21 protein-coding genes are annotated in these 23,811 nt (G+C 60.9%); 15 read left to right on the forward strand and 6 right to left on the reverse strand.

Annotated features, from left to right (window positions below; all coding sequences use genetic code 11):
* Nucleotides 1-145: 145 nt before the first annotated feature.
* Together D8U71_RS01865 and D8U71_RS01870 are read right to left on the reverse strand one after the other, a co-directional pair.
* On the reverse strand, nt 146-1,639 hold the full coding sequence (locus tag D8U71_RS01865; protein WP_024011478.1) for a CoA-acylating methylmalonate-semialdehyde dehydrogenase: 1,494 nt from the start codon (nt 1,637-1,639) through the stop codon (nt 146-148).
* Nucleotides 1,640-1,713: 74 nt separating this feature from the next.
* Nucleotides 1,714-3,063 carry an aspartate aminotransferase family protein gene (locus D8U71_RS01870; protein WP_130887047.1) on the reverse strand — a complete coding sequence of 450 codons (1,350 nt, stop codon included), beginning with the start codon at nt 3,061-3,063 and terminating at the stop codon, nt 1,714-1,716.
* Between the two features lie 137 nt (nt 3,064-3,200).
* On the opposite strand from D8U71_RS01870, the gene D8U71_RS01875 reads away from it, so the two are divergent.
* From D8U71_RS01875 to D8U71_RS01915, 9 genes are all read left to right on the forward strand, one after another.
* A complete protein-coding gene (locus D8U71_RS01875) occupies nt 3,201-4,121 on the forward strand; it encodes a LysR family transcriptional regulator (RefSeq protein ID WP_016771807.1) in 921 nt (306 codons plus the stop codon).
* A gap of 115 nt (nt 4,122-4,236) precedes the next feature.
* Nucleotides 4,237-5,625, forward strand: a complete 1,389-nt coding sequence (locus D8U71_RS01880; protein ID WP_130887048.1) for a nucleobase:cation symporter-2 family protein — start codon at nt 4,237-4,239, stop codon at nt 5,623-5,625.
* Between the two features lie 88 nt (nt 5,626-5,713).
* Nucleotides 5,714-6,364 (forward strand): TetR/AcrR family transcriptional regulator, encoded by a 651-nt coding sequence (locus D8U71_RS01885; protein WP_016771809.1) that lies wholly within the window; start codon nt 5,714-5,716, stop codon nt 6,362-6,364.
* 7 nt (nt 6,365-6,371) lie between these two features.
* Nucleotides 6,372-6,953 (forward strand): YigZ family protein, encoded by a 582-nt coding sequence (locus D8U71_RS01890; RefSeq protein WP_076565607.1) that lies wholly within the window; start codon nt 6,372-6,374, stop codon nt 6,951-6,953.
* 535 nt (nt 6,954-7,488) lie between these two features.
* A complete protein-coding gene (locus tag D8U71_RS01895) occupies nt 7,489-9,036 on the forward strand; it encodes an ABC transporter ATP-binding protein (protein WP_130887049.1) in 1,548 nt (515 codons plus the stop codon).
* 13 nt (nt 9,037-9,049) lie between these two features.
* Nucleotides 9,050-10,156, forward strand: coding sequence for an ABC transporter permease (locus D8U71_RS01900; protein ID WP_122611292.1), 1,107 nt, complete (start codon nt 9,050-9,052; stop codon nt 10,154-10,156).
* Nucleotides 10,156-11,082: an ABC transporter permease gene (locus D8U71_RS01905; protein WP_039764088.1), complete on the forward strand. Its 927-nt coding sequence runs from the start codon at nt 10,156-10,158 to the stop codon at nt 11,080-11,082. The genes D8U71_RS01900 and D8U71_RS01905 overlap by 1 nt, the downstream gene beginning before the upstream one ends.
* Nucleotides 11,083-11,358: 276 nt before the next feature.
* The gene (locus tag D8U71_RS01910) at nt 11,359-12,045 is read left to right on the forward strand and encodes an SDR family oxidoreductase (protein WP_130887050.1); all 687 of its coding nucleotides are present in this window, start codon (nt 11,359-11,361) and stop codon (nt 12,043-12,045) included.
* Between the two features lie 256 nt (nt 12,046-12,301).
* On the forward strand, nt 12,302-13,660 hold the full coding sequence (locus D8U71_RS01915) for an 8-oxoguanine deaminase (RefSeq protein WP_016771813.1): 1,359 nt from the start codon (nt 12,302-12,304) through the stop codon (nt 13,658-13,660).
* A 124-nt stretch (nt 13,661-13,784) separates the two neighbouring features.
* Here the strand turns inward: D8U71_RS01915 and D8U71_RS01920 are convergent, their stop codons facing one another.
* Entirely contained in the window at nt 13,785-14,876 is a 1,092-nt protein-coding gene (locus D8U71_RS01920) for a calcium:proton antiporter (RefSeq protein ID WP_130887051.1), read from the reverse strand.
* 288 nt (nt 14,877-15,164) lie between these two features.
* Between D8U71_RS01920 and D8U71_RS01925 the strand changes: the two genes are divergently transcribed.
* The 3 genes from D8U71_RS01925 (at nt 15,165) to D8U71_RS01935 (ending at nt 18,383) form a co-directional block, all read left to right on the forward strand.
* A complete protein-coding gene (locus D8U71_RS01925) occupies nt 15,165-16,238 on the forward strand; it encodes a BMP family ABC transporter substrate-binding protein (RefSeq protein WP_016771815.1) in 1,074 nt (357 codons plus the stop codon).
* A gap of 145 nt (nt 16,239-16,383) precedes the next feature.
* Nucleotides 16,384-17,349 (forward strand): 2-oxoglutarate and iron-dependent oxygenase domain-containing protein, encoded by a 966-nt coding sequence (locus tag D8U71_RS01930; protein WP_130887052.1) that lies wholly within the window; start codon nt 16,384-16,386, stop codon nt 17,347-17,349.
* 80 nt (nt 17,350-17,429) lie between these two features.
* A complete protein-coding gene (locus D8U71_RS01935) occupies nt 17,430-18,383 on the forward strand; it encodes an adenosine deaminase (RefSeq protein ID WP_024011466.1) in 954 nt (317 codons plus the stop codon).
* Nucleotides 18,384-18,509: 126 nt separating this feature from the next.
* On the opposite strand, the gene D8U71_RS01940 is transcribed toward D8U71_RS01935, so the two are convergent.
* The 3 genes from D8U71_RS01940 to D8U71_RS01950 form a co-directional block, all read right to left on the reverse strand.
* A complete protein-coding gene (locus D8U71_RS01940) occupies nt 18,510-19,901 on the reverse strand; it encodes an MFS transporter (RefSeq protein ID WP_130887053.1) in 1,392 nt (463 codons plus the stop codon).
* A gap of 127 nt (nt 19,902-20,028) precedes the next feature.
* Complete coding sequence (locus D8U71_RS01945) at nt 20,029-20,763, reverse strand: helix-turn-helix transcriptional regulator (protein ID WP_016771819.1); 735 nt, start codon at nt 20,761-20,763, stop codon at nt 20,029-20,031.
* 317 nt (nt 20,764-21,080) lie between these two features.
* On the reverse strand, nt 21,081-22,010 hold the full coding sequence (locus tag D8U71_RS01950; RefSeq protein ID WP_016771820.1) for a LysR family transcriptional regulator: 930 nt from the start codon (nt 22,008-22,010) through the stop codon (nt 21,081-21,083).
* Between the two features lie 119 nt (nt 22,011-22,129).
* On the opposite strand from D8U71_RS01950, the gene D8U71_RS01955 reads away from it, so the two are divergent.
* The 3 genes from D8U71_RS01955 to D8U71_RS28295 all read left to right on the forward strand — a co-directional run bounded on the left by D8U71_RS01955 (nt 22,130) and on the right by D8U71_RS28295 (nt 23,795).
* Nucleotides 22,130-22,423, forward strand: a complete 294-nt coding sequence (locus D8U71_RS01955) for a putative quinol monooxygenase (protein WP_122601535.1) — start codon at nt 22,130-22,132, stop codon at nt 22,421-22,423.
* Between the two features lie 32 nt (nt 22,424-22,455).
* Entirely contained in the window at nt 22,456-23,469 is a 1,014-nt protein-coding gene (locus tag D8U71_RS01960; RefSeq protein WP_130887054.1) for a zinc-binding alcohol dehydrogenase family protein, read from the forward strand.
* Between the two features lie 152 nt (nt 23,470-23,621).
* On the forward strand, nt 23,622-23,795 hold the full coding sequence (locus D8U71_RS28295; RefSeq protein ID WP_168772664.1) for a hypothetical protein: 174 nt from the start codon (nt 23,622-23,624) through the stop codon (nt 23,793-23,795).
* Nucleotides 23,796-23,811 lie beyond the last annotated feature (16 nt).

Here is a 23,811-nt window from a genome sequence, read left to right on the forward strand (position 1 = left end):
TTTCGACTGCGCCGGAAGTGGGGCGAATTATAGACCTCTGGAATCTGCCGTCAACACCTATTTTCATATTTCTGTCATATCGGTCAAAAAGCCCCGAAAACGCGAAGGCCGACCTGAAAGGTCGGCCTTCTGCACATCCAGCTACTTATAAGCTAGGGAATGCGAACTGCGAAGCTTCATGGCTTGCACGCTGCGGCCAGCGCTGGGTGATTGCCTTGCGACGAGTATAGAAGCGCACGCCGTCCGGACCGTACGCATGCAGGTCGCCAAACAGTGAACGCTTCCAGCCGCCGAAGCTGTGATAAGCCACCGGCACCGGCAGCGGCACGTTGACGCCGACCATACCGACTTCGATCTCGTCACAGAACAGCCGCGCCGCTTCGCCGTCACGGGTGAAGATGCAGGTGCCGTTGCCGTATTCGTGATCATTGATCAGTTGCATCGCCTCTTCCAGGCTGTTCACCCGCACCACGCACAGCACTGGCCCGAAGATCTCTTCTTTATAGATGCGCATCTCTGGAGTGACGTTGTCGAACAGGCAGCCACCGAGGAAGAAGCCTTCTTCATGCCCGGCAACGCTCAAACCACGACCATCAACCACCAGGGTCGCGCCCGCCGCCACACCGTCGTCCACATAACCGCTGACCTTGTCACGCGCCTGACCGGTAACCAACGGCCCCATGTCCAGACCGCACGAGGTACCCGCACCGATTTTCAGCGCTTTGATCTGTGGAACCAGTTTCGCCACCAGCGCGTCCGCGACCTGGTCGCCAACACACACGGCCACCGAGATGGCCATGCAGCGTTCGCCGCAGGAACCGTAGGCCGCGCCCATCAGTGCACTGACCGCATTGTCCAGATCGGCATCCGGCATCAACACCGCGTGGTTCTTCGCGCCGCCCAGTGCCTGAACGCGTTTGCCGCGCTTGGTGCCTTCGGCGTAGATGTATTCGGCAATCGGTGTCGAACCGACGAAGCTCAGCGCTTTGACTTCCGGCGCTTCGATCAACGCGTCCACCGCCGTCTTGTCACCATGAACCACACTCATCACACCTTTCGGCAACCCGGCTTCCAGCAGCAACTGAGCGATCAGCAGCGTCGAGCTTGGATCGCGCTCGGATGGTTTGAGGATGAAGCAGTTGCCGCAGACGATCGCCAGCGGGTACATCCACAGCGGCACCATGGCCGGGAAGTTGAACGGGGTGATACCGGCCACAATCCCCAACGGCTGGAAGTCCGACCAGGCATCGATGTTCGGGCCGACGTTGCGGCTGTACTCGCCCTTGAGGATTTCCGGGGCGGCGCAGGCGAACTCGACGTTCTCGATACCGCGCTTCAATTCACCGGCAGCGTCTTCCAGGGTCTTGCCGTGCTCTTCGCTGATCAGTTGCGAGATGCGCGCCTCGTTCTGCTCCAGCAGTTGCTTGAAGCGGAACATCACTTGAGCGCGTTTGGCCGGGGGCGTGTTGCGCCAAGCCGGAAACGCAGCCTTGGCGGCATCAATGGCTTTCTGAATGGTGGCCTGGCTGGCCAGTGGCAGTTTATGAATTGCCTGACCGGTAGACGGGTTGAACACATCTACCGCGCGACCGGTTTCGGTCACCAGTTCGCCATTGATCAAATGCGGGATAACACTCATCGAACACTCCTGAATTCTGGTCCGCAGGCGCCGCAAAAGGCGCCTGCCGTTTCGTACATATATAGAAGGAAAAATCAGTCGAGCTTGTTCAGCACTTCGCCGACCGCGTCGAACAGACGATCGAGGTCTTGCGGCTTGCTGTTGAAGGTTGGGCCGAACTGCAGGGTGTCGCCGCCGAAGCGCACGTAGAACCCGGCTTTCCATAAGGCCATGCCCGCTTCGAAAGGACGTACGATGGCATCGCCGTCACGCCCGGCAATCTGGATCGCGCCGGCCAGGCCGTAGTTACGGATGTCGATGACGTTCTTCGAGCCTTTCAGGCCGTGCAACGCGTTCTCGAAATGCGGCGCAATTTCGGCGACGCTCTGCACCAGGTTTTCCTTTTTCAGCAAATCGAGTGCTGCGAGGCCGGCGGCACAGGCCACCGGGTGCGCCGAATAGGTGTAGCCATGGGGGAATTCCACGGCGTATTCCGGCGTCGGCTGGTTCATGAAGGTCTGGTAGATCTCGGAGCTGGCAATCACCGCGCCCATCGGGATGGCGCCGTTGGTGACCTGCTTGGCGATGCACATCAGGTCTGGAGTCACGCCGAAGCTCTCGGCGCCGAACATCGAACCGGTGCGGCCGAAACCGGTGATCACTTCGTCGAACACCAGCAGGATGTTGTGCTGATCGCAAATCTCGCGCAGACGCTTGAGGTAACCCTGCGGCGGAACCAGCACCCCTGCAGAGCCGGCCATCGGTTCAACGAACACCGCAGCGATGTTGGAAGCGTCGTGCAGTTCGATCAACTTGAGCAGCTCATTGGCCAAAGCAATACCGCCCTGCTCCGGCATGCCACGGGAAAACGCGTTGCTCGCCAGCAGTGTGTGCGGCAGGTGATCGACATCCATCATCGCCTGACCGAACAGCTTGCGGTTGCCGTTGACGCCGCCGAGGCTGGTGCCGGCGATGTTCACACCGTGGTAACCACGGGCGCGGCCGATCATCTTGGTCTTGGTCGCCTGGCCTTTCAGGCGCCAGTAAGCACGGACCATTTTCACCGCGGTATCGGCGCATTCGGAACCGGAGTCGGTGAAGAACACGTGGTTCAGATTGCCCGGGGTCAGTTCGGTGATTTTCTCTGCCAGCTGGAACGACAATGGATGGCCGTACTGGAAGCCCGGCGAGTAATCGAGGGTGCCCAGTTGTTTCGAAACGGCTTCCTGAATTTCCTTGCGGGTGTGCCCGGCGCCGCAGGTCCACAGACCGGACAGCGAGTCGTAGATCTTGCGGCCCTTGTCGTCGAACAGCCAGCTGCCTTCAGCGCCGACGATCAGACGCGGGTCGCGCTGAAAGTTGCGGTTGGCGGTGTACGGCATCCAGTGCGCGTCCAGCTTCAGTTGGCTGGCCAGTGGCGACGGCGCGTTTTCAGGCATGTTCATCGGGCAAAACCTCGCAGGGCATAAGCGTCAGGGAGATGGAAAGCGTTGTTGCAGCTAAATTGCCACGGCGATAAAGTCGGTGAAATCCAACTCTTCTAACCTTCAGTTAGATCATTGCTAAACAAAGAGAACAAGAAATGAGCAGCCGCCGCGCCGATCCATTGGCCCAGGTCAGTGATTTTGATATTCGCCTGCTGCGGATTTTTCGCAGCGTCGTGGAGTGTGGCGGCTTCTCCGCAGCGGAAACCGTGCTTGGCATCGGCCGCTCGGCGATCAGCCAGCAGATGAGCGATCTGGAACAGCGCCTCGGCTTGCGCTTGTGCCAGCGCGGCCGGGCCGGATTTTCCCTGACCGAGGAGGGTCGTGAGGTGTATCAATCAGCGCTGCAATTGTTGAGTGCGCTGGAAAGTTTCCGCACCGAGGTCAACGGCCTGCACCAACACCTGCGCGGCGAGCTGATCATCGGCCTCACCGACAACCTCGTCACCCTGCCGCACATGCGCATCACCCACGCCCTCGCGCAGTTAAAAGAACGCGGGCCGGATGTGCAGATCCAGATTCGCATGATTGCACCAAACGAAGTTGAACAAGGTGTGCTCGACGGGCGCCTGCACGTTGGCGTGGTGCCGCAGGCCAGCGCCTTGTCGGGACTGGAATATCAGCCGTTGTACAGCGAGCGTTCGCTGCTGTATTGCGCGGTGGGTCATCCGCTGTTTTATGTCGACGACAAGCAACTCGATGATCAACGCCTCGACAGTCAGGACGCGATTGCGCCGACCTTCCGTTTGCCGGCAGAGATTCAGGCGCACTACCAGGCGCTCAACTGCACCGCCAGTGCCTCTGACCGTGAGGGCATGGCATTTCTGATTCTGACCGGGCGCTACATCGGTTACCTGCCGGATCACTACGCCAATCTTTGGGTACAGCAGGGGCGCTTGCGTGCGCTCAAGGCCGGCACGCGTTTTTACGATTTGAGTCTGGCATCGGTCACGCGCAAGGGGCGGCGCCCTCATTTGGTGCTGGAAAGTTTCCTCGAGAGTCTGGCCGCGACGCGATAGATAAGCGCGCAGAGCCCAGCCCGGCTGGGCCTCATCGACAGAATCGAGGAATAACCTGAGCAAGTGGACAGTTTTTTGCAGAGAAGGGGTAACTCTCCTTCAAGAAGCCAAAGCCATGCAGCCAGATTCCGATTCATCCAGTGAACTGATCTACGGCCTCAACGACCGCCCCAAACCACTCGCCGCCATTCTCGCCGCGCTGCAACACGTGCTCGCGAGTTTCGTCGGCATCATCACCCCGCCACTGGTGATCGGTTCCGCGCTCGGGCTGACCGCGCATCTACCGTACCTGATCAGCATGGCGCTGATGGTCTCGGGCGTCGGCACTTTTATCCAGGCGCGGCGACCGTTCGGCATTGGCGCGGGGATGATCTGTCTGCAAGGCACCAGTTTCGCGTTTCTCGGTGCGGTGCTGTCGGCCGGGTTTCTGGTCAAGCAGCGCGGCGGCAGCCCGGAAGATATCCTGGCGATGATTTTCGGCGTGTGCTTTTTCGGCGCAATCGTGCAGATCGTGCTCAGCCGTTTCATCGGTCAGTTGCGCCGAGTGGTGACACCGCTGGTGACCGGCATCGTCATCACGCTGATCGGCATCAGCCTGATCAAGGTCGGCATCACCGATCTGGGTGGCGGCTTCAACGCGCCGGACTTCGGCGCGCCGGGCAATCTGGCCTTGGGCGTGTTCGTGCTGCTGACGATCATTCTGCTCAACCGCTCGAATACGCCGTGGGTGCGACTGTCGGCGATCATCATCGGACTGGTGCTCGGCAGCCTCGCGGCGTGGTTCAGCGGGAAACTGGTCCCGCAGCCGTTGCCTGACTTGCCGCTGGTGAGTTTTCCTACGCCGTTCAAGTTCGGATTCAACTTCGACTGGACGGCTTTCCTGCCGGTCGCGCTGATTTACCTGATCAGCACCATCGAAACCGTCGGCGACCTCACCGCCAATTGCATGCTTGCCCGCCAACCGATCAGCGGCCCTTCTTATATAAGCCGCTTGCGCGGTGGCGTGCTCGGTGATGGTGTCAGTTGCATGATCGCGGGGACCTTCAGCGCCTTCCCCAACACAACGTTCGCGCAGAACAACGGCGTGATCCAATTGACCGGCGTTGCCAGCCGCTACGTCGGCCTGTACATCGGCGCGATCCTGTTCTGCCTCGGCCTGTTCCCGATGATCGGTGCGGTGCTGCAACAGATTCCGAAACCGGTGCTGGGCGGCGCAACGCTGGTGATGTTCGGCGCTGTGGCGGCGGCGGGCGTGCGTATTCTCGCGCAGTCACCGCTGGACCGGCGCAGCATGTTGATCATCGCCACTTCGTTCGGCGTCGGCCTCGGCATCGCCGCGCAACCGAACCTGCTGCACCTGCTGCCGAAACTGGTGCAGAACCTGTTCGACTCGGCGATCACCAGCGGCGGGCTGACGGCAATCGTCCTCTGTCTGTTGTTGCCGGAAGGCAAAACCGCCGAGACAAAAAGCCCCGCGTCATTGAACAAGATCGAACAGGCGTAACTGTTTTTCCGCGCCAGGACTTGTCGGATGCCTGTGGGTGCGCTATCAACGCAACTGGTTGCACCCACAGACAATCCCGGAAGTGCCTATGACCTTTGAAGTCCCAGCCCACGGCGGCAAACCCGCCAGCCGCATTCGTCAGAAGAACGAAGAGACCATTCTCAAAGCCGCCGAAGACGAGTTCGCCCGTCACGGGTTCAAAGGCACCAGCATGAACACCATCGCGCAGAATGCCGGGCTGCCCAAGGCCAACCTGCATTACTACTTCACCAACAAGCTCGGTTTGTATGTGGCGGTGCTGAGCAACATCATCGAGTTGTGGGACAGCACCTTCAACACCCTCACTGCCGAGGATGACCCGGCCGAAGCGCTGACCCGCTACATCCGCGCGAAGATGGAATTCTCGCGGCGCCAGCCACAGGCCTCGCGGATCTTCGCCATGGAAGTGATCAGCGGCGGCGAATGCCTGAGCGAATATTTCAATCAGGATTACCGCACCTGGTTCACCGGGCGCGCGGCGGTGTTTCAGGCGTGGATCGATGCGGGCAAAATGGACCCGGTCGATCCGGTGCATCTGATTTTCCTGCTGTGGGGCAGCACTCAGCATTATGCCGACTTCGCCACGCAGATCTGCCGCGTCACCGGGCGCAGCAAGTTGACCAAGCAGGACATGGAAGACGCCGGCAACAACCTGATCCGCATCATTCTCAAAGGCTGCGGCCTCACTCCTTCTCTATAAGACGTTTATGCCTTTCACCCTCAGCGGTTTTTGCGAGTACCGCGAAGAGATTCGCAAAAGCCGTTTCATCACTCTGGCGACGCCGATCAGCAGCCCCGCCGATGCGCAGGCGTTTTTCGAGCAGCACAGCGATTTGAATGCCACGCACAATTGCTGGGCGTGGAAACTCGGCGCGCAATACCGCAGCACTGACGACGGCGAGCCGGGCGGCACGGCCGGGCGCCCTATTCTGGCGGCGATCGAGGCGCAGGACTGCGATCAGGTCGCGGTGCTGGTAATTCGCTGGTACGGCGGCATTCAACTGGGCACCGGCGGTTTGGCCCGAGCCTATGGCGGTGGCGCCAACAAGTGCCTGCAAGCGGCGGACAAAATCGAGCTGATCAGCCGCGTACCGCTGAGTTGCGCCTGTGGATTTGCCGAGTTGGCGCTGGTGAAGTTGCGCGTGGCCGATCTCGGTGGCTTGGTGGTGGAGGAAAACTTTACGGCCAATGGTGTTGAGTTGAAGCTGGCGGTGGGGGAAGCGCAGATCGAAGTATTGCAGAGTCAGTTGGCGGATCTGAGCCGTGGGCGGATTTTGTTGCAGCGGTAGGCTGCGATCTTTTAGGGCATCCCTCGTTTTCCTTATTCCACAGACTTGCCCACATCGGCTGTGCACCCGACTGTGGATAACCTGAGCACATACCGCTGTAACCCTTCTGTCATGCGGCTTTGCGCGATTTGTTCAATTTTCGTTCAATTGACCCGACAAAAGGGAAATCCAGCGTAAAAACAAACAGTTACCTTCGTTTATCACCATTAGAACAAAAGCATCGCAGTGCTTATGCCCACCCTCGGCGCTTGCGCACAATTACTGTGGAGCAACCTGTGGATAAGCCGTTCATGACCGCCGCAGCCGCTGGATCTGTCTGGCTCCCAGGCCGTTGCTCGTTTTTTAACCAACTGCAAGCGGGCAAAACTGGAGCCTGTTCAATGGCTTTGCGCTGAATTGGTGCTCGATTGAAAGACAAAACACCCGCCGATGCGCTGCTGTCGGCACTTGCGGACTGGCTCCGCAAGCGTTCCTGACTCAATGGCCAGGAAATTGCTTTATCCACAGGCACAACTCCAAGTCAGTCGAGCCTGTCATGTCCATCGCCCCTTCCCCACCGCGCCTGCAACTGCGCCAGATCAGCAAACGCTACCCCGGTTGTCTGGCCAACGACGCCATCGACCTGAGCATCGCGCCGGGTGAAATCCATGCCCTGCTCGGTGAAAACGGCGCGGGCAAAAGTACGTTGATGAAGATCATTTACGGGGTCACCCAGTGCGACAGCGGTGAAATGCTCTGGCAGGGACAGCGCGTGCAGATGCGCAATCCGGCGCAGGCGCGGCAGTTGGGCATTGGCATGGTGTTCCAGCATTTCTCGCTGTTCGAAGCCCTCAGCGTGGCGCAGAACATTGCCCTGGCGATGGGCGCGGCGGCCGGCACGCCGAAGCAACTGGAGCCGAAGATTCGCGAAGTAGCGCGGCGTTACGGCATGGCGCTGGAGCCGGAGCGACTTGTCCACAGCCTGTCGATCGGCGAGCGCCAGCGGGTGGAAATCATCCGTTGCCTGATGCAGGACATCCGCCTGCTGATTCTCGATGAGCCGACCTCAGTACTGACGCCGCAAGAGGCGGACGAATTGTTCATCACCCTGCGTCGCCTTGCCGCCGAGGGCTGCAGCATTCTGTTTATCAGCCACAAGCTCGGTGAAGTGCGCGCCTTGTGCCATAGCGCCACGGTGCTGCGCGGCGGCCGGGTTGCCGGGCATTGCGAGCCCGCCGAATGTTCGGACCAGCAACTGGCGCAAATGATGGTCGGTGACGCGGCGGCTTTGATTGGCGAGTATCCGAAGGTCAGCGGTGGCGCGGCATTTCTGCAGGTGCAGGGTTTGAGCTGGCACAACCCGGATCCGTTCGGCTGCTCGCTGACCGACATCGACCTGCAAGTGCGCAGTGGTGAAATCGTCGGCATCGCCGGGGTCGCGGGCAATGGTCAGGATGAATTGCTCGCCCTGCTCAGCGGCGAACAGCCCTTGCCTCGTGCGCAAGCGGCGACCCTGCGCTTCGCAGATAGAAACGTCGCTGACCTGCGCCCGGATGCGCGGCGCAAACTTGGTCTGGCCTTCGTGCCGGCCGAACGCCTTGGCCACGGCGCGGTGCCGGAGTTGAGTCTGGCCGATAACGCCCTGCTCAGTGCTTTCCAGCAAGGACTGGTCAGCCACGGGTTGATTCAACGAAGCAAAGTCGAAGCCCTCGCGCAGCAGATCATCCAGCGTTTCGGCGTGAAGACCCCGGACACGCAAACCGCTGCGCGCAGCCTGTCCGGCGGCAACTTGCAGAAATTCATCCTCGGCCGGGAAATTCTTCAGCAACCGAAACTGCTGATCGCCGCGCACCCGACCTGGGGCGTCGACGTCGGTGCCGCCGCCACCATTCATCGCGCCTTGATCGTCCTGCGCGATGCCGGCGCGGCGATTCTGGTGATTTCCGAAGACCTCGATGAGCTGTTCCAGATCAGCGATCGCCTCGGCGCGCTGTGCGGCGGGCGTCTCTCGGCGCTGCAAGACACCAGCGCTACACAACTGAGCGATGTCGGCGCGTGGATGGCCGGCCAGTTCGATCACTCACCTCGCGCCGCTTCGGTTTAACGGAGTTCCAACCATGCTGCTTTCTCTCGAACCCCGTGGCCAGCAATCGCGCCTGATGCTGTGGTGCTCGCCGTTATTGGCGGCGGCCCTGACCCTCGGCTGCGGCTCGCTGTTGTTCATCGCGCTGGGCCACGACCCACTGCAAACCTTGCACACACTGCTGATCGCACCGGTCAGCGATTTGTATGGCGTGTCTGAATTGCTGGTCAAGGCGCTGCCGATTCTGCTCTGCGCACTCGGCCTGGCCGTAGCCTATCAGGCGCGGATCTGGAACATCGGCGCCGAAGGCCAACTTCTACTTGGCGCCTTGGCCGGCAGTGCTCTGGCAGTGAACGTTATCGACATGCAAAGTCGCTGGGCGCTGGTGCTGATTCTGCTGACCGGCACGCTGGCCGGCGCCGCATGGGCCGGGCTCACCGCATGGCTGCGCACGCGCTTCAACGCCAACGAAATCCTCACCAGCATCATGCTCAATTACATCGCGTTGAACCTGCTGCTGTTCTGCGTGCACGGGCCGTTGAAGGATCCGGCGGGCTTCAATTTTCCCGAGTCGGCGATGTTCGGCGACGCCAGTCGTTTGCCGCTGCTGCTGGAGGACGGCCGCGTGCATGCCGGCGTGTATTTCGCCCTGCTCGCGCTGGTTGCGGTGTGGGTGTTGTTGCAGAAAAGCTTCATCGGCTTCCAGATCAAAGTGCTCGGGCTGGACAAGCGTGCGGCAGGTTTTGTCGGCTTCCGCGAGAAGCGCCTGATCTGGCTGGCGCTGTTGATCAGCGGTGGTCTGGCCGGGCTCGCCGGGGTCTGCGAAGTGACCGGGCCGATCGGCCAACTGGTGCCCCAAGTGTCGCCGGGCTATGGCTACGCAGCGATCACCGTGGCGTTCCTCGGACGGTTGAATCCGATCGGCATTCTGTTCTCCAGTCTGCTCATGGCGCTGCTGTACATCGGCGGCGAGAGCGCGCAGATGTCGCTCAACCTGCCGCAGGCAATCACTCAATTGTTCCAGGGCATGATGCTGTTTTTCCTGCTCGCCTGTGACGTGCTGATTCTCTATCGGCCACGCCTGAAACTGCGCTGGACCCGGCGCGCCTCGACCCCTGCCGTAACCGCCGGAGCGCTGTGATGGATATCGATCTGTTGAGCAATATTTTCTACGCGATGGTCCGCTGCGGCACGCCGCTGCTGCTGGTGGCATTGGGTGAGTTGATCTGCGAGAAAAGCGGCGTCCTCAACCTCGGCCAGGAAGGCATGATGCTGTTCGGTGCGGTGATCGGTTTTATCGTCGCGCTGAACAGCGGCAACCTGTGGCTGGGTGTGCTGCTGGCGATGTTGGCCGGGATGCTGTTGTCGTCACTGTTTGCCCTGGTCGCGCTGGTATTCAACGCCAATCAGGTGGCCACCGGGCTGGCGCTGACGATCTTCGGCGTGGGCCTGTCGACGTTTGTCGGCGCGGCCTGGGTGGGTAAGCCGCTGGCAGGTTTCGAGCCTTTGGCGATTCCGTATCTGAGTGAGATCCCGCTGATCGGGCGGATGCTGTTTGCCCAGGATCTGCTGGTGTATCTGTCGTTCGCGCTGTTTGCGCTGGTGGCGTGGGTGATCATCAAAAGCCGTGTCGGCCTGATCATTCAGGCGGTCGGTGAAAACCCGGATGCGGCCAGCGCCATGGGCTTGCCGGTGCTGACCGTGCGCACCTTGGCGGTGTTGTTCGGCGGAGCAATGGCCGGGCTGGCCGGGGCTTATCTGTCGCTGGCGTACACACCGATGTGGGCAGAGAACATGACCGCAGGGCGCGGCTGGATCGCTCTGGCGCTGGTGGTGTTTGCCAGTTGGCGGGTGTGGCGCTTGCTGCTAGGGGCGTATCTGTTCGGCCTCGCCAGCATTCTGCACTTGGTGGCACAGGGATTGGGACTGGCGATTCCTTCGAGCCTGCTGGCGATGCTGCCGTATGTGGCGACGATCTTGGTGCTGGTGATGCTGTCCCGCGATGCCGTGCGCACTCGTCTGTATGCGCCGGTTTCGTTGGGGCAGCCGTGGCAATCGGGACATTAGTTGATGCCAGAGCGGGCCTCTTCGCGAGCAGGCTCGCTCCCACAGGGGATCTGAGTGAACTCGGGCAAATGTGGGAGCGAGCCTGCTCGCGAAAGCGTCCGCACAGGCAACACTTGAACCACGCCTCATGATTGTTTCTGATCAAACACCCTCGAGAAACTCAAGAAGCCTGGAGTATGCTCCGGGGTCAAAGCCTGTTTTCGCCAAGCGCTGCAACTGTGGCCCGGTCAGGCGTGTCCATTGAATCCTGAATGCTGACTTTCAAGGAAACCCATCATGTCTCAGGCAAAAAACGCACTGATCATCGGCGCCTCCCGCGGCTTGGGCCTCGGTCTGGTGAAGACCCTGCTGGGCGATGGCTGGCAAGTCACCGCGACAGTGCGCAATCCGCAGAAGGCCGAGGCGCTGCAAGCGCTGGGTGACGTGCGCATCGAGAAGCTCGACATGGACGATCAGCAAGCGGTGATCGCTCTAAGCCAGAAACTCAAGGGCGAAACCTTCGATCTGTTGTTCGTCAACGCCGGGGTCAAAGGCCCGGACGTGCAGACGCCGGGCGGCGCGACATTGGCCGAGGTCGGGCAACTGTTTTTCACCAACGCAGTGGCGCCGATCAATCTGGCCCAGCGTTTCGTCGGGCAGATCCGCGAAGGCAGCGGCGTGCTGGCGTTCATGAGTTCGGTGCTCGGCAGCGTGACCATGCCCGACGCGCCGGAGCTGGCGTTGTACAAGGCGAGCAAAGCGGCGCTGAATTCGATGACCAACAGTTTTGTCACGCAACTGGGCGAGCAGAAACTCACCGTACTGTCGTTGCACCCGGGCTGGGTGAAGACCGACATGGGCGGCGAAGGTGCTGACTTGGATGTAGAGACCAGCACTCGCGGGCTGATTGACCAGGTCAATGCATTCACCGGCAAGGGCGGGCATCACTTCGTCAATTACAAGGGTGAAACGATTGCCTGGTAAGCACTGAAAATCCCGATGTGGGAGCGAGCCCGCTCGCGAATACGATCTGTCAGGTAAATCTGTATCGACTGACATGACGCCTTCGCGAGCAGGCTCGCTCCCACAGGGAGTAATGGTGAATGGTCGGGTGGCGCTTGCCCGGCGCTGCGATTTGTTTGAAACTGCGCGCCTCGTCCTTCGCGGCGACCCTGGATCAGCAGACAGGGCAACACTGAGCTGGCAACCCTGAACCCAACTTTCAGAGGAGCCGGCCACAATGCCTGCGACCCGTACCTGGTTAAAAAATCCCCTCGCCATTTTCACCTCCAACGAGCTTGATGCCCGTGGCGGTCTTGTCGTGCAAGACGGTGTCATCGTCGAAGTCCTCGCTGCCGGTCAGCAGCCGTCGGCGCCCTGCAATGAAGTGTTCGATGCCCGCGAGCATGTGATCCTGCCGGGCCTGATCAACACTCACCATCACTTCTATCAAACCCTGACCCGCGCCTGGGCGCCGGTGGTCAATCAGCCGCTGTTTCCGTGGCTGAAAACCCTGTACCCGGTATGGGCGCGGCTGACCCCGGAAAAACTCGCCCTCGCCACCAAAGTGGCGCTGGCCGAATTGCTGCTCTCAGGTTGCACCACCGCTGCGGACCATCACTATCTGTTCCCGGACGGTCTGGAAAACGCCATCGACGTGCAGGTCGAAACGGTGCGTGAACTGGGCATGCGCGCCATGCTCACGCGCGGCTCGATGAGCCTTGGCGAGAAGGACGGCGGCCTGCCTCCGCAACAAACGGTGCAGGAAGGCCAGGTGATTCTCGACGACAGCCAGCGGCTGATTCACGAGTACCACGAGCGTGGCGACGGCGCGCAGATCCAGATCGCCCTGGCGCCATGTTCGCCATTTTCGGTGACCCCGGAAATCATGTCGGCCAGCGCTGATCTGGCGAACAAACTCGATGTGCGTCTGCACACCCATCTCGCTGAAACCCTTGATGAAGAAGACTTCTGCCTGCAACGCTTCGGTCTGCGCACCGTCGATTATCTGGACAGCGTCGGCTGGCTCGGCCCGCGAACATGGCTGGCCCACGGCATCCATTTCAACCCCGACGAAATCGCCCGCCTCGGCCAGGCCGGCACGGGCATCTGCCACTGCCCAAGCTCGAACATGCGCCTGGCGTCCGGCATCTGCCCGAGCATCGAGCTGACCGACGCCGGCGCGCTGTTCGGTCTTGGCGTCGACGGTTCGGCATCCAATGATGCCTCGAACATGATCCTCGAAGCGCGTCAGGCCCTGTACATCCAGCGCCTGCGCTACGGCGCCGAAAAGATCACCCCGGAACGCGTGCTGGGCTGGGCGACCAAGGGTTCGGCGAGCCTGCTCGGTCGCAGCGACATCGGCGAAATCGCCGTGGGCAAACAGGCGGATCTGGCGTTGTTCAAGCTCGATGAACTGCGCTTCTCCGGTAGCCATGATCCGATTTCGGCGCTGTTGTTGTGCGGCGCGGATCGGGCGGATCGAGTGATGATTGGCGGCAAGTGGCGTGTGGTTGATGGGCAGGTTGAAGGGTTGGACCTGAAAGGTTTGATCGCCGATCACAGCCAGGCGGCTCGGCAGTTGATTGCCGGCACCTGAGTCACCGCCGTTCAAAACTGTGGGAGCGAGCCTGCTCGCGAAGAGGGAGTGTCAGACAACATGTTTGTTGGATGACACACCGTTTTCGCGAGCAGGCTCGCTCCCACATGGGTATCTGCCAGCCCTAAAGGCCCAGTAGGGACAGCATGATGAATGTGGCAAACAGCACAAAGTGCGTCATGCCCTCAATGGCGTTGGTCTCGCCGTCATTGAGGTTGATTGCGCTGACGATCAGGGTGATGAAGATCATCACCGTTTGCACCGGAGTCATCGCCATCTGAAATGGCTGGCCGGTGTACAGCGCCATCGCTTCCATCACCGGCACGGTCAGTATCACCGTCGACAGTGATGCGCCCATCGCAATGTTGACCACCGACTGCATGCGATTGGCCAGCGCCGCTCGTAATGCGGTGAGAATCTCCGGCGCGGCGGAAATCGCTGCCACCAGAATCGCCGTGATTACCGGCGGCGCGCCCGTGCCTTCCAGGCCCAGATCGAGGGTCTTGGACATCACCTCGGCCAGTGCGCCGATGATCGCCACCCCCGACACCAGAATGCCGATCGACAGCGCCAGGCTGACCGGCTTCGGCTCCTGCTCGACCGGCTCCTTCTTGCGACGTTTGTCCGGGTAGCTGTAGCTGAAAAAGTAACTGTGCGGGCCGACCTGCATGCGCAGGAACAGCGCGTAGAGCACCATCATCGCGCCAATGGTGAACGCCGAATACATCTTCCAGTTGGCCTCGGGAATGAACTCCGGGACCACCATCGATACGCCCATCGCGGTAAGGATCATCACGCTATAGCTGCGCGCCGAATCGTCGTTGTAGGACTGCTCGCCGTGTTTGATCCCGCCCATCAGTGCGGCGAGGCCGAGGATGCCGTTGATGTCGAGCATCACCGCTGAATAAATCGTGTCGCGCACCAGTGTTGCCGAGGCTTCGTTGCTCATCATGATCGCCAGGATCACCACTTCGACCAGCACCGCCGAGAGCGTGAGGATCATCGTGCCGTAGGGGTCGCCGACCTTTTCCGCCAGCAGTTCAGCGTGATGAGCAACACGCATCGAAGCGGCGACAATAAAGGCGATCAGCAGCAGACCGCCGCCCAGCGCGACGATCTGGCCGCTGTGCAGCAGCCAGTGTTCCAGTGGATAAGCGACGCACGCGGCAAGGACTGCCAGCAGCAGGAAGCTTTCTTGTTTGAGGATCGAGAGCATGACGGGCCTTTTGCCGAAAAGAGCTGATGAAGCTACTGACTGCCGCGCGCCGCTAACGTTTCGTTACATCTTTACGCACCACGCGATGGCAGCTGGATTCAGGCATGCACTTTTATTGGCCTTGCCGGCCTCTTCGCGAGCAGGCTCGCTGCCACATTGAAATGCGATCCCCCTGTGGGAGCGAGCCTGCTCGCGAAGGCCGCACTGCGGTTGTGGATTATTTATTGTCCTGTTGGTCAGCAATTTGCATTGGCCCTGAGCACACACAACAAAATGGAGTTCGGGTTCATGCCAATACGTCCGCTGCACAAACTGCTGTACGCCGCCATCGGTCTGGGAATCAGCCTGAGCGCCAGCGCTGCCGATCCGCTGAAGGTCGGTTTCGTCTACATCGGCCCGATCGGTGACCACGGCTGGACGTATCAGCACGAACAGGGGCGCAAGGCCCTGGCGGAAAAACTCGGCACGCAGATCACCACCAACTATGTGGAAAACGTCGCCGAGGGCGCCGACGCCGAGCGGGTGATCCGCAACATGGCCAAGGACAAATACGACCTGATCTTCACCACGTCTTTCGGCTACATGAACCCGACAGTGAAAGTCGCCAAGCAATTCCCCAAGGTCACTTTCGAACACGCCACAGGCTACAAGCAGGACAAGAATCTCGGCACTTACCTGGCGCGCACTTACGAGGGCCGTTACGTCGGCGGTTTCCTCGCGGCGAAGATGACCAAGACCAAGAAGATCGGCTACGTCGCCTCGTTCCCGATTCCGGAAGTGATCCGCGACATCAACGCCATCCAGCTGGCCCTGAACAAGTACAACCCTGGCACCGAAATCAAAGTGGTGTGGGTCAACTCCTGGTTCGATCCGGGTAAGGAAGCCGACGCCGCCAACGCGCTGATCGATCAGGGCGTCGACGTGGTGTTCCAGCACACCGACAGCCCGGCGCCGATCCAGGCCGCCGAACGGCGCGGCGTGTATGCCGTGGGCTATGCCTCGGACATGGCCCACTTCGGCCCGAAAGCGGTGCTGACCTCGATCGTCAACGACTGGGCGCCACACTACATTCAGGCGACGCAGAGCGTGATCGATCACACCTGGAAATCTCAGGATTACTGGGGCGGGTTGAAGGAAGGCACGGTGGAACTGCCGATCAGCGATCTGGTGCCGGCGCCGGTGAAAGCCGAAGCAGAGCAGTTGATCGCCGACATCAAGAGCGGCGCATTGCAGCCGTTTACCGGGCCGATCAAGGATCAGGCCGGTGTAGAAAAAATCCCCGCGGGCGTGAGCGCGACCAATGCGGAACTGGCTTCGATGAATTATTACGTTGAGGGCATGAAGGCCGAGATGCCGAAGTAGTCCCCCGATTCACCACACAAAACCCTGTGGGAGCGAGCCTGCTCGCGAAAGCGGTGCGTCATTAAACAAAAATGTTGTCTGACACTCCCTCTTCGCGAGCAGGCTCGCTCCCACATTGGCAACACAGCGTATTCAAGGATTGTGTATGGATCAGCTTCCGATCATTGATATCAGCCTGCTCTATGGCGACGACGAAAACGCCTGGCCTGCGGTGGCCGAACAAATCGACCAAGCCTGTCGCGAATGGGGCTTTTTCTACATCAAGGGCCATCCGATTTCAGCGCAGCGCATCGACGCCGTGCTTGATCAGACTCAACGTTTTTTTGCTCTGCCCGCAGCAGAAAAACTCCAGATCGACATCACCCAGACCCGCCATCATCGCGGCTACGGCGCAATTGCCACCGAGCAACTGGACCCGGATAAACCCAGCGATCTGAAGGAAACCTTCGACATGGGCCTGCACTTGCCGGCCGAACATCCCGAGGTGCTCGCGGAAAAACCCTTGCGCGGCCCCAATCGGCATCCGGCGCAACCCGGCTGGGAAGCCCTGATGGAGCAGCACTACCTCGACATGCAGGCGCTGGCGCAAACCCTGTTGCGGGCGATGACCATTGCGCTGGGCATCGAGCGCGACTTCTTCGATACGCGCTTCGTCGACCCGGTCAGCGTGTTGCGCATGATCCATTACCCGCCGCGTCACACCGCCAGCTCGGTCGAGCAGCAAGGCGCAGGTGCCCATACCGATTACGGCTGCATCACCCTGCTCTATCAGGACAGCGCCGGTGGTTTGCAGGTGAAGAACGTCAATGGTGAATGGATCGACGCGCCACCGATTGACGGCACGTTCGTGGTCAACCTCGGCGACATGATGGCGCGCTGGAGCAACGACCGTTATCGCTCGACGCCGCACCGGGTGATCAGCCCGCTGGGTGTGGATCGCTATTCGATGCCGTTCTTCGCCGAACCGCACCCGGACACGCGCATCGAATGCCTGCCCGGTTGCCAGGACGCACAGCATCCGGCGAAATATCCGACCACCACCTGTGCGCAATTCCTGCTGTCGCGCTTCGCCGATACCTACGCCTATCGTCGCGAGCAAGAGGCGGTTTGATCGATCACCTGGTCAGGTTTTGCCAATTGTTGCGGCCAGCCTCTGTAGAATGCCGGCATTGCACCTGATGAGAAAAGACTATGTACGACTGGCTCAACGCCCTGCCCAAAGCCGAACTGCACCTGCATCTGGAAGGTTCGCTGGAGCCTGAACTGCTGTTCGCCCTGGCCGAACGCAACAAGATCGCCCTGCCGTGGAGCGACGTCGAAACCCTGCGCAAGGCCTACGCCTTCAACAATCTGCAGGAATTTCTCGACCTGTATTACCAGGGCGCCGATGTGCTGCGCACCTCGCAGGATTTCTACGACCTGACCTGGGCCTACCTGCTGCGCTGCAAAGCACAGAACGTGATTCATACCGAACCGTTCTTCGATCCGCAGACCCACACCGACCGGGGCATCCCGTTCGAAGTGGTGCTCAACGGCATCGCCGCCGCGCTCAAGGATGGCGAGACGCAACTGGGCATCAGCAGCGGTTTGATCCTCAGTTTCCTGCGCCACCTCAGCGAAGACGAAGCGCAGAAAACCCTCGATCAGGCGCTGCCGTTCCGTGATGCGTTTGTCGCGGTCGGGCTCGACAGTTCCGAGATGGGCCACCCGCCGAGCAAGTTCAAACGCGTCTTCGATCGCGCCCGCGACGAAGGCTTCCTCACCGTCGCCCACGCCGGTGAAGAAGGCCCGCCGGAGTACATCTGGGAAGCCATCGACCTGCTGAAAATCCAGCGCATCGACCATGGCGTGCGCGCCATCGAAGACGAGCGCCTGATGCAGCGGATCATCGACGAGCAGATCCCGCTGACCGTGTGCCCGCTGTCGAACACCAAGCTCTGCGTGTTCGATCACATGTCGCAGCACAACATCCTCGACATGCTTGAGCGCGGCGTGAAGGTCACGGTGAACTCCGATGACCCGGCGTATTTCGGCGGGTACGTGACCGAGAACTTCCATGCGCTGCACGAGCATCTGGGCATGACCCAGGATCAGGCCAAGCGCCTGGCGCAGAACAGCCTGGATGCGCGGTTGGTAAAACCGTAAGCAACTGCAAAATCACATCAATACCTGTGGGAGCGGGCTTGCCCGCGATAGCGGATTGTCAGTCAACATAGATGTTGAATTTGCTGGCCCCATCGCGGGCAAGCCCGCTCCCACAGGGTACTGCGTTTATTTGAATAGCTGCGCTTCGGTCAGCTCCTCAAGGGTCTTGCCCCGCGTCTCCATCCCGAACAGCCACACCACGCCCGCCGCAATCGCGAAGCACGCCGCGCCCAGCGCGAACACCCCGCCCTGCCCGGTAATCGGGAACACCAGCCCGGTCACCAGTGGCCCGAGCAGTGAGCCGACGCGGCCGATCGCCGAAGCGAATCCCGAGCCGGTTGCCCGCGCTGAAGTCGGATACAGCTCTGGCGTGTAGGTGTAGAGCACCGCCCACATGCCGAACAGGAAAAACTGCATCAACAATCCGGTGCCGATCAGCAACGCGACGTTGCCGCCGAACACCGCGCTCTGCCCATACAGAAACGCCATCACCCCGCCGCCGAGCAGGGTGACGATGCACACCGGTTTACGCCCCCAACGCTCGACCAGCCACGCCGCCATGAGGAAGCCGGGAATCCCGCCGAGCGAGATCAGCACCGTGTAATACACCGACTGCGTCACGGCGAAACCCGACTGCTGCAGCAATGCGCTGAGCCAGGAAGTCAGCCCGTAGAAACCCAACAATGCGAAGAACCACAGACTCCAGATCATCGTCGTGCGCTGGCGATATTGCGGCGACCAGATCTGCTTGAGTGCCGAGAAGAAATTACCCGGTGGCGTCACCGTGCGTGGCAAACGAACCGGTTCCGGTAACGCCGCGCCGCCCAGCGAAGCACGCACCCGCGCTTCAATGCCGTTCAACACTTTGTCCGCGTCGGCGTCGCGCCCGGCCTGTTCCAGCCATCGCGGTGACTCAGGGATGAAAAAGCGGATCGCCAGGACAAACACCGCCGGCACTGCCAGCACCAGAAAAATATCGCGCCAGCCAATCAGCGGCAGCAGGAAGTACGAGAGCACGCCCGCTGCGACAAACCCCAGCGGCCAGAACCCGTCCATCAGGGCGATGTAGCGCCCGCGCCGTTGTGCTGGAATCAGCTCCGACAGCATCGACTGTGCGATGGGAAACTCCATGCCCATGCCGATTCCGAGCAGGATGCGAAACAGCGTCAGCGTCTCCACCGTCTCCACCGTCTGCGCCGTCGAACACAGGTAACTGGCCACGCCCCACAACACGATGCTCCACTGAAACACCGGTTTGCGCCCGAAGCGGTCGGCGAGCATTCCCGACAGCGACGCCCCGAGCACCATGCCGAAGAAGCTCGAGCTGGCCAGCAGCCCTGCCTGTGCACTGCTCAGGCCGAACTCGGCTTTGATCGAGCCGAGGAGGAAAGTCATCATCGCCAGATCCATGGAGTCGAAGAAAAACGCCAAGGCTATGATGATGAAAATGACGCGGTGATAACCGCTGAGCGGCAGCCGTTCCAGGCGCTCAGCCGCACTAAAGCGTTGTGTATTCATGTTGTGCTCCCCCATCCGGAAAATCCCCGGATCGAGTGTGCGCGATGGTCATTCAGAGGTCGTACTGGATGCGACCTGTTCACAGCCGTGGACGACGTCAGCCTTCAGCTCATCGCCGAGCAACGCTCTAGAACGCTGTTTCCAGCTCGGTTTCCTTGGCAAAGCGGTGGATTTCGCGCTGGCCGGTGGCGGTCAACTGCAAGGCGCGGGAATCGTTGGGCAAGGTCAGCCAGCCGGACTGCATGAACAACTGCAACAGCGCCGCGCCCAGTGAGCCGCCCATGTGCGGACGGCGCTCGCTCCAGTCCGGGCAGGCGCAGGCGACCTGCACGTTGCGGTGGGCCAGGGCCTGGATGAACACTCCGCGCTGGGCCAGTCGGGTGGAGCCCTTGTGCGTCACCACCACCCGCTGCTCAAGCTGTTCGATCCAGCCGGCATCGAGCAGGCGCTGATACAGGTCGGCCGCCAAAGTACCGCCCAGATGATCGTCGCAGAACCGCGCGCGCAACAGCGAAGACGGCGCCGCCTGTGGTCTGACCATGGGAGCCGTGCGTTTCAGCGCATCAGGGATTTGCCGTGGCGCGCTGGCAATGGTGGCGCTGGCCAGTGCTTCGATCGCCGCGCCGATTTCCGGTGCCGCCAGGCGAAAGAAGCGTTTGCGCCCACGCATTTCGATGTTCAACAGCCCCCCTGCGGACAGGCGTCCCAGATGCGCACTGGCCGACGACGGCGAGAGCCCGGCCAGCAGCGCCAGCTCTTCGGCTTGCCGGGCCGAGCCATCCATCAACGCCCACATCATCGCGCTGCGCTTGGGGTCGGCCAGCAATGTCGCAATCTGGCTGATGCACGGTGCATGTTCCATATGTTCACTCCCTGTTGAATCGTATCGTCTACCGCTCGGAGACATCCTGGCCGGTTATGGGGCATCGGCCAACACGCGAAAATCGCCCGGGATCGGTGGCAAGGGATGCCACCGACACCAGCTGCTCCGGCACACAACCTGGCAGCAGAAGTAGCAACCGTCACCAAAAGCCGGCAACGCGTTACGGGGTCTGCGCGCCGGGTGTCAGTGCAGGCATGAGGCGGGCGCTAGTATAAGCGGGTTAAGCCAGACGTCCTGCGCCTGGGCCTGGGCAGGTGGCGATTGTTCCTGACAGAAATTTCTCTAATTGCCTGCGACTAATGATCAACTTTGAGGAAACCGGGAAATTGGCTACTCAATTCGGCGCATCGGCTGGCGAGCATCTCCCTCAGCAGGTTCACCGGCTTACTCAATTGTGCGCGATGGGCGCACAACAGATTCAGCGGTGCGCGCTCACACAGCAGTTCCGGCATCAGCACTTTGAGGCGTCCGGCGAGCACATCGGCGCCGACGTCGAGCCAGGATTTGTAGGCGATACCGGCACCGGCCAGCGCCCATAGCCGCACGACGTCGGCGTCATCGCTGAAGCGGTCGCCACTCACGGTCAGGCCGACTTCACGCTTGCCATCGTGAAAACTCCAGTGGTCGTGGACGCGGCTGCCGAGCATGTACAAAAGGCAATTGTGCTGGGCCAGTTGCTCAAGCTGGCGCGGTTCGCCATGCCGGGCCAGGTAATCGGGAGATGCGCACAACACGCGGCGATTGTGTGGCGCGATGGGCAAGGCGATCAGGCTGGAATCTTCCGGCTCGCCGTAGCGCAGGGCGATGTCCACCGGTTGCCGGAACAGGTCGGCGATGCGGTCGCCGAGCAACAGGCGTACCGTCAGTTTCGGGTGTTCACGCTGGAACGCGTCGAGCCACGGCAGCAGCAGATTGCGGCCGAAATCCGAGGGCGCCGAAAGCTGCAAAATCCCGCTGACCTGGTCCTGACCGCTGGCGAGCAGTCGACGGCCTTCATCGAGATTGCTCAGGGCGGCGCGGGCGTATTCGAGGAAGCCTTCGCCCTCCGCGGTCAGGCGCAGGCTGCGGGTGGACCGCGCCAGCAGCCTCGCACCGAGTTGCTGCTCGATGCGCTTCAAGGCCGCGCTGGCCACCGCTGCTGACATGTCCATCACCCGTGCCGCCGCCGACAGGCTGCCCAGATCCGCCGCGCGAACAAACAACTGCAAGTCATCAAAACGCAGCATGCGCAGCCTCGATTATCAAAAAAATATTGAAAGAGACTGCTCTTTTAGCCGGTTTTATCGCGCAGAGAAATAGCCAATGATGGCCTCCATCGAATTCGTCCCGATTCTGGAGTCCGCGCATGTCCCAGCCCTTTACCGCTATCGCCACCCTGACCGCTAAATCCGGCCAGCAAGACGTTCTCGAACAGGCGCTGCGTGCCCTCGTCGAACCGAGCCGCGCCGAGCCGGGTTGTGGCCAGTACGACCTGCACCGCGACCTTGCCGATCCGCAGGTTTTTTATGTCATCGAACAGTGGGCCAGTGACGAGATTCTTGAGACGCACAACGCCAGCGCGCATTTTCAGAAGTTTCAGGCCAGCGCCGGCCACACCATCGAACACTTCCAACTCAAACGCCTCGGCAAAATTGCCTGAATCCTTCTTCTATCAACTGTACGGAGCCATCCATGAAAGCCATTGCCTATTACGCGTCCCTGCCGATCAGCGACGCCAAGTCCCTGCAGGACATCGAACTGCCAGAACCGGTCGCCGGCCCGCGCGACCTCTTGGTGGAAGTCAAAGCCATCTCGGTCAACCCGGTCGACACCAAAGTGCGGCAGAACGTGGCGCCGGAAAACGGCGCGGCGAAAGTGCTGGGCTGGGACGTTGCCGGTGTGGTCAAGGCGGTCGGCAGCGACGTCACCCTGTTCAAGGCGGGCGACAAGGTTTTCTACGCCGGTTCGATCGCTCGGGCCGGTGGCAACAGCGAGCTGCACGTGGTTGATGAGCGCATTGTCGGCCACATGCCCAAGTCCCTCGGTTTTGCCGAAGCCGCCGCGCTGCCGCTGACCGCGATCACTGCGTGGGAATTGCTTTTCGAGCGCCTGCAAATCAGCGAGGGCAGCAACGATGAAGGCCAGAGCCTGCTGATCGTTGGTGCGGCGGGTGGCGTGGGTTCGATCCTCACTCAATTGGCCAAGCAGTTGACCGGCCTGAAAGTCATCGGCACTGCCTCCCGTGCGCAAACCCGTGACTGGGTCAGCGCACTCGGTGCCGATCTGGTCATCGATCACAGCCAGCCGCTGAGCGAAGAATTGAAGCGCGCCGGCATCGACAGCGTGACCCACGTCGCCAGCCTGACCCAGACCGACCAGCATCTGCCGCAACTGGTCGAAGCCCTCGCGCCGCAAGGCAAGCTGGCGCTGATCGACGATCCGAAGTCCCTCGACATCAGCCTGCTCAAGCGCAAGAGCCTGTCGCTGCACTGGGAGTTCATGTACACCCGCTCGCTGTTCGAAACGCCGGACATGATCGAACAGCACAAGCTGCTCAACCGCGTCGCCGAACTGATCGACGCCGGCACTTTGAAGACGACTTTGGGCGAGCACTTCGGTGTGATCAACGCGGCCAACCTGCGCCGCGCCCATGAGCTGCTGGAAAGCGGCAAGGCCAAGGGGAAAATTGTTTTAGAAGGTTTCTAAAAAAATAAAGCCTCGCAAACGCTCGTGATGCCAGAGCGGTTGCGGGGCTTTTTGCCGTCAGTCGGTTGCTTGACCCTTGTCACACTTACGCGGGTATCGAGGTCTACAATCGAAGCCTCTGCGATACATCTTTTACGCAAGGGAGGTCAGCAATGAAGATCCTGATAAAAGAAGTGGCAAAGTCCCAATGGCAGGTGCGTCTGGACCAGCACGTCGTGACCTTTCGCAGTGAAGCCGAGGCTCTGGCCTTCACTCGCACCCTCGAAGCGCGACTCTGCGCGCCCCACCGGATTCCCGAACCCACCCAGCAGCGCGCCGCCGGCTGAGTTCCAAAGTCGAGCG

The organism is Pseudomonas sp. Sample_21, from assembly GCF_004307525.1.
Taxonomy (GTDB): domain Bacteria; phylum Pseudomonadota; class Gammaproteobacteria; order Pseudomonadales; family Pseudomonadaceae; genus Aquipseudomonas; species Aquipseudomonas atacamensis.

Bases quoted from the DNA above. Each gene is read 5' to 3' on its own strand.
- D8U71_RS01895 (WP_130887049.1), top strand. From the start codon at position 7,489: ATGTCCATCGCCCCTTCCCCACCGCGCCTGCAACTGCGCCAGATCAGC.
- D8U71_RS01880 (WP_130887048.1), top strand. From the start codon at position 4,237: ATGCAGCCAGATTCCGATTCATCCAGTGAACTGATCTACGGCCTCAAC.
- D8U71_RS01960 (WP_130887054.1), top strand. From the start codon at position 22,456: ATGAAAGCCATTGCCTATTACGCGTCCCTGCCGATCAGCGACGCCAAG.
- D8U71_RS01910 (WP_130887050.1), top strand. From the start codon at position 11,359: ATGTCTCAGGCAAAAAACGCACTGATCATCGGCGCCTCCCGCGGCTTG.
- D8U71_RS01900 (WP_122611292.1), top strand. From the start codon at position 9,050: ATGCTGCTTTCTCTCGAACCCCGTGGCCAGCAATCGCGCCTGATGCTG.
- D8U71_RS01945 (WP_016771819.1), bottom strand. From the start codon at position 20,763: ATGGAACATGCACCGTGCATCAGCCAGATTGCGACATTGCTGGCCGAC.
- D8U71_RS01930 (WP_130887052.1), top strand. From the start codon at position 16,384: ATGGATCAGCTTCCGATCATTGATATCAGCCTGCTCTATGGCGACGAC.
- D8U71_RS01925 (WP_016771815.1), top strand. From the start codon at position 15,165: ATGCCAATACGTCCGCTGCACAAACTGCTGTACGCCGCCATCGGTCTG.
- D8U71_RS01865 (WP_024011478.1), bottom strand. From the start codon at position 1,639: ATGAGTGTTATCCCGCATTTGATCAATGGCGAACTGGTGACCGAAACC.
- D8U71_RS01890 (WP_076565607.1), top strand. From the start codon at position 6,372: ATGCCTTTCACCCTCAGCGGTTTTTGCGAGTACCGCGAAGAGATTCGC.
- D8U71_RS01875 (WP_016771807.1), top strand. From the start codon at position 3,201: ATGAGCAGCCGCCGCGCCGATCCATTGGCCCAGGTCAGTGATTTTGAT.
- D8U71_RS01955 (WP_122601535.1), top strand. From the start codon at position 22,130: ATGTCCCAGCCCTTTACCGCTATCGCCACCCTGACCGCTAAATCCGGC.
- D8U71_RS01950 (WP_016771820.1), bottom strand. From the start codon at position 22,010: ATGCTGCGTTTTGATGACTTGCAGTTGTTTGTTCGCGCGGCGGATCTG.
- D8U71_RS01935 (WP_024011466.1), top strand. From the start codon at position 17,430: ATGTACGACTGGCTCAACGCCCTGCCCAAAGCCGAACTGCACCTGCAT.
- D8U71_RS28295 (WP_168772664.1), top strand. From the start codon at position 23,622: ATGAAGATCCTGATAAAAGAAGTGGCAAAGTCCCAATGGCAGGTGCGT.
- D8U71_RS01870 (WP_130887047.1), bottom strand. From the start codon at position 3,063: ATGAACATGCCTGAAAACGCGCCGTCGCCACTGGCCAGCCAACTGAAG.
- D8U71_RS01885 (WP_016771809.1), top strand. From the start codon at position 5,714: ATGACCTTTGAAGTCCCAGCCCACGGCGGCAAACCCGCCAGCCGCATT.
- D8U71_RS01905 (WP_039764088.1), top strand. From the start codon at position 10,156: ATGGATATCGATCTGTTGAGCAATATTTTCTACGCGATGGTCCGCTGC.
- D8U71_RS01940 (WP_130887053.1), bottom strand. From the start codon at position 19,901: ATGAATACACAACGCTTTAGTGCGGCTGAGCGCCTGGAACGGCTGCCG.
- D8U71_RS01920 (WP_130887051.1), bottom strand. From the start codon at position 14,876: ATGCTCTCGATCCTCAAACAAGAAAGCTTCCTGCTGCTGGCAGTCCTT.
- D8U71_RS01915 (WP_016771813.1), top strand. From the start codon at position 12,302: ATGCCTGCGACCCGTACCTGGTTAAAAAATCCCCTCGCCATTTTCACC.